The sequence below is a fragment of the Kitasatospora sp. NPDC004272 genome (assembly GCF_053603035.1).
The window spans coordinates 1-6651 of record NZ_JBSGET010000241.1 but is presented as its reverse complement, the minus strand read 5'-3'; the positions used below and the strand labels follow the sequence as shown (position 1 = coordinate 6651).

Below are 6651 nucleotides of genomic sequence, written 5' to 3'. Positions count from 1 at the left end.
CGAGGACGGCCAGCCAGCCCAGGCCGTCCCGGGAGGAGTCGCCGAGCCAGAGCACGCCCACCGCGCCCGGGACGACCGTCTCGCCGACCACCAGGGCGGCGGTCGCGCCGTTCACCGAGCCGATCTGCAGGGCCACCGTGTGCAGGTACATCCCGCCCAGGCCGCCGACCAGGACGGCGTACAGCGCGGGGTCGGCGAGCAGCGCGCCGAGGTCGAAGGGCTGCACGCCGTCCAGGACCCGCACGCCGATGCCCAGCGCGCCGAAGCCCAGGCCGGAGAGCAGGCCCGCCACGATCGCCCCGCCCGACCCGAGCCGGCGCACCACCAGCGAACCGCCCGCGACCAGCACCGCCGAGCCGATCAGCAGCGCCCAGTGGAAGGCCCGGGCCGCCTCGTGCCCGCCCTCCGGGCCGGCGGCCACCGCGAGCAGCACCAGCGCGCCGCACAGGATCCCGATCGACAGCCACTCCAACTGCCGCAGCCGCAGGCCCAGCAGCTTCACCGAGAGCACCGCGGTGATCACCAGGTTGGCGCTGATGATGGTCTGCGACAGGAACAGCGGCAGCAGCCGGGCGGCCAGCGCGCCCAGGCCGAAGCCGATGAAGTCCAGCACCGTGCCGAGGATGAACTCCCAGGTGACGGCGGCCTTCGCGGTCGAGGCCAGGCTCGGCCCGCCGTGCTCGGTGACGGTGCCGTCCGCCGCCTCCTGCCGGGCCGAGCGGCGGGCGCCGAGGGCCTGCAGCACCGAACCGGTGCCGTAGCAGGCGGACGCCGCGACGGCGGTGACGAGGCCGAGGATCACCTGGGGTCTCCTGAGGGGGAACGGGTACGGCTGCGGAAGATCGTCACCACTATGCCCGCTCGGAGCGCTCCGGTGGGCCGCCGGGGACGGTCTGCGGCCGGTCGGCGGGCACCGCGGCGGCTCCGGCGGCCGGCTCGCGGCGGCCCAGCAGCGCCAGCACCGCCGCGCAGGACAGCAGTTGCCAGGCCGCGCCCCAGCCCAGCACCGTCCCCGCGCCGACCGCCGAGGCGAGCGGGCCGGCCAGCGCCAGCCCCACCGGCCCGAACGCGAACGCCCCGAGCGTCACGTACGCGCCGACCCGGCCCAGCGCCCGCGGCGGGACGTGGCGCTGGGTCAGGGCGGCGAACAGGCTGCCGGAGACGATCGAGGTCACCCCGGCCCCGGCGGCCGCCGCCATCACCAGCGGCAGCGGCCAGCCCAGCGCCAGCGCCCCCGAGGGCAGCGCCCAGCCCGCGGTCACCAGCAGCACCGTGCGCAGCGGACGGCGCGGCCGCCGCCCCAGCAGCACCAGCCCGCCGAGCACCGCGCCCGCCCCGTAGGCACCCAGCACCGCGCCCCAGCCGCCCGCGCCGCCGAGCCGCGCGCGGGCCAGCACCGGGCCGAGCACCAGGAACGGCGCCCACACCAGCAGGTTGAACAGGCAGCCCTGCAGCACGCTCACCCACAGCCACCGCCGGGAGCGGAACTCGTCCCAGCCCTCGCGGAGTTCGGCCAGCAGCCCGGGCGCGGGGCCGTCGGCGGCGGGTGCGGGCGGGAGGCGCAGCAGGGCCAGCGCGGCCAGGCCGGCCGCGTACGAGGCGGCGTCGAGCAGCAGCACCCAGCCCGGGCCCGCGGTGGCGGTCAGCAGCCCCGCCAGGGCCGGCCCGGCCACCGCGGAGCCGTTCCGGGCGATGCCCAGCAGCGCGTTGGCGTCGGCCAGTTCGGCGGGCGGGACGATCCGCGGCAGCAGCGCGTCCTGCGCGGGCAGGAACACCGCCTCGCCCAGCCCCCACAGCACCATCAGCGCGGCCAGCGCCCACACCGTCCCGTGCCCGGCGAACAGCAGCGCCGCGGTGGCGGCCTGGGTCGCGCAGCGCAGGGCGTCCGAGCCGAGCATGGTCCGGCGCGGTCCGAGCCGGTCGGCGGCCGCCCCGCCGAACACCAGCAGCAGCACGATCGGGACGATCCGGGCCGCCATCACCGCGCCCAGCCCGGAGCCGCCGCCCCCGCCGTCCAGCACCGCGAAGGCCACCGCGACGGAGGCGGTGGAGGAGCCGAACAGGGAGACCGCGTACCCGGTGAAGAAGAGGCGGAAGGACCGCCCGCGCAGGACGGCGAGCCGCCGTGGAGTCGGTTTCACAACCGGCAGGCTGCCCGGCCGCCGGGCCGCCCGGCAAGGGGTCGCGCCGGAAAACCTGAGCGGATCCGCCTCAATTTTGCCGGGGCCGGAATCCGGCGCAGTAAATCGCCGATTTACCGCAGTCGGAGCGGGTGTTGACGGTTTCCGGCCAGCAGGATTTACTGCGGGAATGACACCCGTGGAGTTCGCCGTCGCGGCCGAGCACTACCTGGCGGGGGCGCCGCTCGCGGACGGCTCCCGGCGGGTCTACCGGATCGCCCTGCGCACCTGGGCCTGGCTGCTGGTCGGCCGCACCCCGCCGTCCGGCCCCGAGCGGCGGCGGGCCGCCCCGCCGGTGCTGCCGCTCACCCTGCTGGACGGACCGGGCGCGCCCGAGCGGCTGGCCGCCGCGTTCGCCGCCCGGGCCGGGGCGGTGGGCGCGCGCACCGCCAACCGCGAACTGTCCGCGCTGCGGGCCGCCCTGCGCTGGTGGTGCGCGCAGGGCTGGCTGTCCGCCGACCCGGCCGGGGAGCTGCGGCCGCTGCCGGTCCGTCCCGCCGCCGCGGGGGCGCCGGGGGAGGAGCGGCTGCGGGCGGTGCTCGCGCTGCGGGTGCCGCTGCGCGAGAAGGTGCTGTGGCACCTGGTCCGGGAGACCGGCGCCCCGATCGAGCGGCTGCTCGCGCTGGACGTGGACCGGCTCGACCTGCCGAACCGCCAGGCCCGCACGGCGGCCGGCGAGCGCCCGCTGCGCTGGCGCGGCGGCGCCGCCCGGCTGCTGCCGCTGCTGGTGGCCGGCCGCACCGCGGGGCCGCTGTTCCTCACCGGTCGGCGCGCCCCGGCCGGCACCCCGGAGCGCGACCGCTGCCCGCTCACCGGCCGCGGCCGGCTCTCCTACCGGCGGGCGGCCGAGCTGTTCACCGCCGCCACCGCCCCGCTGGACCCGGCCGGCCGGGGCTGGACGCTGCACTCGCTGGCCGAGCACCACCGCTGAGGGCCGGGCGCGGGGGAGGGCCGGGCGCGGGGGAGGGCCGTGCGGGAGAGGGGGAGGGCCGTACGGGAGAGGAGGGGCCGTGCCGGGGTGGGGAGGGTCGGTGGAAGGGGCGTGAAGCCCGTTCCGAGCGCCCCCGAAGTGCCCGACTATGGTCGGACACATGCAAGGTCACGACAGCCACCGATCCGTCCGCGCCACCGTCTGGGTGCGCGGCCGCGTCCAGCAGGTGGGGTTCCGCTGGTGGACCAGGGCCAGGGCCCTGGAGATCGGGCTGACGGGCTACACGAGCAACCTCGGGGACGGCCGGGTCCAGGTGGTCGCCGAGGGGTCGCGCGCCGACTGCGAGCGGCTGCTCGCCGCGCTGCGCGGGCCCGGAACGCCTGGTCAGGTCAGCGGAGTCACCGAGATCTGGACCGCCGTGGGCGAGGGGTACGAGGGCTTCGCGATCCGATGAGCACACCGCAGTTGCCGGCGGGAGGAGAGCCCCCGGCAACTGCCGGTGTCATAGGGTTGCCTTCGGGCCGGAGTCATGGTTGACTCCGCAGACGTAGTGATCCACTAGCCCGGCCGATGGTGTGAGGTTCCCGCCATGCAGGTGACAGGGGCGCGGTAGCGTGCGGTGATCGTGTTGACCCGTACGGTCTTTGGTGAGACGCTGGAAACCCGCGCACAGGTTTGCGTTTAACCGGCGGGGCCACGCCTGTGAGTGTGTCACTCACCAGCGGATGCCCTCGTAGTGCCCAGCCAGCACGTCCGGCGCGCAGGCGCGTGCGTATCCCTTCCCCCAAAGACCCACCGTACACGGTTCGGTCACTCAGCGTGGAGGACCACACATCATGGCAAAGGCGCTTCTCGGGTACGTCGGCGGCCCCGACCCGCGAATGCTCTCCGAGATGCGACGGCTGCAGCAGCGCGTCCAGGACCTGGAGAACGAGCTCATGAAGCTCCAGGCCGAGAACGACGCGCTGTCCGCCGTCGCCGACGAGCACTCGCTGCTCAGCAGCATCGACCTGGACCAGCGCGAGCCGGCCCTGACCTGATCGCTCGTGGTCCTCACGATCGACGCAGTCGTGCACTGAGCTTCCCCGACGAGGGGATGGCAGCCTGCGAGGGACGTCCGATGCGGACGTCCCTTCGTCGTGTCCACGCCGGTCCGCTCGCCGAGAGACTGCCCGACCCGCCGCACGGTCAAACCCCCGCCTGGAGCCCCGGCGGCGGTGCGGCCGGATACAGTCGCAGGCGGCGGGCCGTCCCGGAGGGGGGCGGCAGGTGACGGGGCGCGCCGCCGCGGTCCGCGGCGCGGGGTTCGGCGGCCCGGCGGTTCGCGGCGGTTCGCGGCGAGGAGGACGGTCGGGTGCACCTCAAGAGCCTGACCCTGCGCGGGTTCAAGTCCTTCGCCTCGGCGACCACCCTGCGCTTCGAACCCGGCATCACCTGCGTGGTCGGCCCCAACGGCTCCGGCAAGTCCAACGTCGTCGACGCGCTCTCCTGGGTGATGGGCGAACAGGGCGCCAAGTCGCTGCGCGGCGGCAAGATGGAGGACGTCATCTTCGCCGGCACCAGCGGCCGCCCGCCGCTCGGCCGCGCCGAGGTCAGCCTCACCATCGACAACACCGACGGCGCCCTGCCGATCGACTACTCCGAAGTCACCATCACCCGGACGATGTTCCGCAACGGCGGCAGCGAGTACGCGCTCAACGGCACCACCTGCCGGCTGCTCGACATCCAGGAACTCCTCTCCGACTCCGGCATCGGCCGCGAGATGCACGTCATCGTCGGCCAGGGCCAGCTCGACTCCGTGCTGCACGCCGACCCGATGGGGCGGCGCGCCTTCATCGAGGAGGCGGCCGGCGTCCTCAAGCACCGCAAGCGCAAGGAGAAGGCGCTGCGGAAGCTCGACGCGATGCAGACCAACCTCAACCGGGTCCAGGACCTGGTCGCCGAACTGCGCCGCCAGCTCGGCCCGCTGGGCCGCCAGGCCAGGATCGCCCGGCGCGCCGCCGGCATCCAGGCCGAACTGCGCGACGCCCGGCTGCGACTGCTCGCCGACGACCTGCTCACCCTGCGCCGCGCCGTCGAGGCCGAGGTCGCCGACGAACTCGCCCTGGGACTGCGCCGCACCACCGTCGAACAGCAACTCGCCGCCGCCCTCCAGCGCGAAGCCGTCCTGGAGGCCCAGGTCGAACAGCTCGGGCCCGCCCTGGAAGCCGCCCGGCAGACCTGGTACCGGCTCTCCTCGCTCGCCGAACGCACCCGCGGCACCATCGGCCTCGCCGAGGCCCGGGTGCGCGCCGCCGCCACCGCCGGACAGCTGGAGGAACGCCCCGGCCGCGACCCCGAGGACCTCGAACGCGAGGCCGCCCGGGTCCGCGAGGAGGAGGCCGCCCTCGAAGAGGCCCTGGAACAGGCCCGGTACGCGCTGGCCGAGGCCGTCGAGGAACGCGCCGACCTCGAACGCGCCCTCGCCGAGGAGGAGACCCGGCTGCGCGCCGCCGCCCGGGCCATCGCCGACCGGCGCGAAGGACTCGCCCGCCTGCAGGGCAGCGCCGCCGCCGCCCGCTCCCGGGCCGCCGCCGCCGGGGCCGAGGCCCAGCGGCTCGCCACCGCCCGCGACGAGGCCCGGCTGCGGGCCGCCGCCGCCCAGCGGGAGTACGAGGAACTCCTCGAACGGAACCGGGAGTTCAGCGCGGCGGAGGAACTCGGCGAGGAACTCCACGAGCAGGCCCGGGACGCCCTGCGGGACGCCGAACGGGCCCTCTCGGCGGCCCGCGAGGCACTCACCGCCGCCGAGAAGGAGCGCGCCGCGCTCACCGCCCGGCACGACGCGCTCGCCCTCGGCCTGCGCCGCAAGGACGGCAGCGCCGCCCTGCTCGGCCTCCCCGGTGTCCTCGGCCCGGCCGCCGAACTCCTCACCGTCACCCCCGGGTTCGAACTCGCCGTGGCCGCCGCGCTCGGCGCCGCCGCCGAAGCCGTCGCCGTCCCCGACGCGGCCACCGCCGCCGACGCCCTCGCCCGGCTGCGCGCCGAGGACGCCGGCCGGGCCGCCCTGCTGATCGCCGACGGGACGCGGCCCGCGGTCCCGGACCCGCCGGCCGGCGCCCGCTGGGCCGGCGCCCTGGTCGACGGCCCGGCCGCGGTGGCCGACGCCGCCCGCCGACTGCTGGAACGCACCGCCGTGGTCGAGGACCTCGACGCGGCACGGCGGTTGACCGCCGCCCACCCGCACTGGAACGCCGTCACCCCGGACGGCGACCTGCTCTCCGCCGTCCTCGCCCACGGCGGATCGCCCGGCGCGCCCAGCCCGCTGGAGACCCGCGCCGCCGTCACCGAAGCCGCCCGCGGCATCGCGGAACTCGACGCCCGCTGCGAGCGGCTGGCCGGAGAACTCGCCGCCGCCCGCGAACGGCGCGCCGAACTCACCGCCGAGGTCGAGCGGTCGACCGCCCGCCGGCGGCAGGGCGAACAGCGCCGGGCCGAACTCGCCGGCACCCTCGGCCGCTCCGGCGGCGCCGCCCGCGCCGCCGCCGACGAGGCCGACCG

6 protein-coding genes are annotated in these 6651 nt (G+C 76.5%); 4 read left to right on the top strand and 2 right to left on the bottom strand.

Annotated elements, in window-relative coordinates; all coding sequences use genetic code 11:
* Both ACWEO5_RS37640 and ACWEO5_RS37635 read right to left on the bottom strand, forming a co-directional pair.
* Positions 1–802, bottom strand: an 802-nt coding sequence (locus ACWEO5_RS37640; protein ID WP_452166579.1) for a hypothetical protein, incomplete at its 3' end; no start/stop codon positions are given.
* Between the two features lie 49 nt (positions 803–851).
* A complete protein-coding gene (locus tag ACWEO5_RS37635; protein ID WP_452166578.1) occupies positions 852–2141 on the bottom strand; it encodes an MFS transporter in 1290 nt (429 codons plus the stop codon).
* A gap of 169 nt (positions 2142–2310) precedes the next feature.
* Between ACWEO5_RS37635 and ACWEO5_RS37630 the strand changes: the two genes are divergently transcribed.
* From ACWEO5_RS37630 to ACWEO5_RS37615, 4 genes are all read left to right on the top strand, one after another.
* Positions 2311–3111: a hypothetical protein gene (locus tag ACWEO5_RS37630; RefSeq protein ID WP_452166577.1), complete on the top strand. Its 801-nt coding sequence runs from the start codon at positions 2311–2313 to the stop codon at positions 3109–3111.
* A 160-nt stretch (positions 3112–3271) separates the two neighbouring features.
* Positions 3272–3565 (top strand): acylphosphatase, encoded by a 294-nt coding sequence (locus ACWEO5_RS37625; RefSeq protein WP_344554563.1) that lies wholly within the window; start codon positions 3272–3274, stop codon positions 3563–3565.
* Between the two features lie 382 nt (positions 3566–3947).
* Positions 3948–4151, top strand: coding sequence for a hypothetical protein (locus tag ACWEO5_RS37620; RefSeq protein ID WP_344554562.1), 204 nt, complete (start codon positions 3948–3950; stop codon positions 4149–4151).
* Between the two features lie 314 nt (positions 4152–4465).
* On the top strand, positions 4466–6651 hold a 2186-nt coding region (locus ACWEO5_RS37615; RefSeq protein ID WP_452166576.1), incomplete at its 3' end, for a chromosome segregation SMC family protein.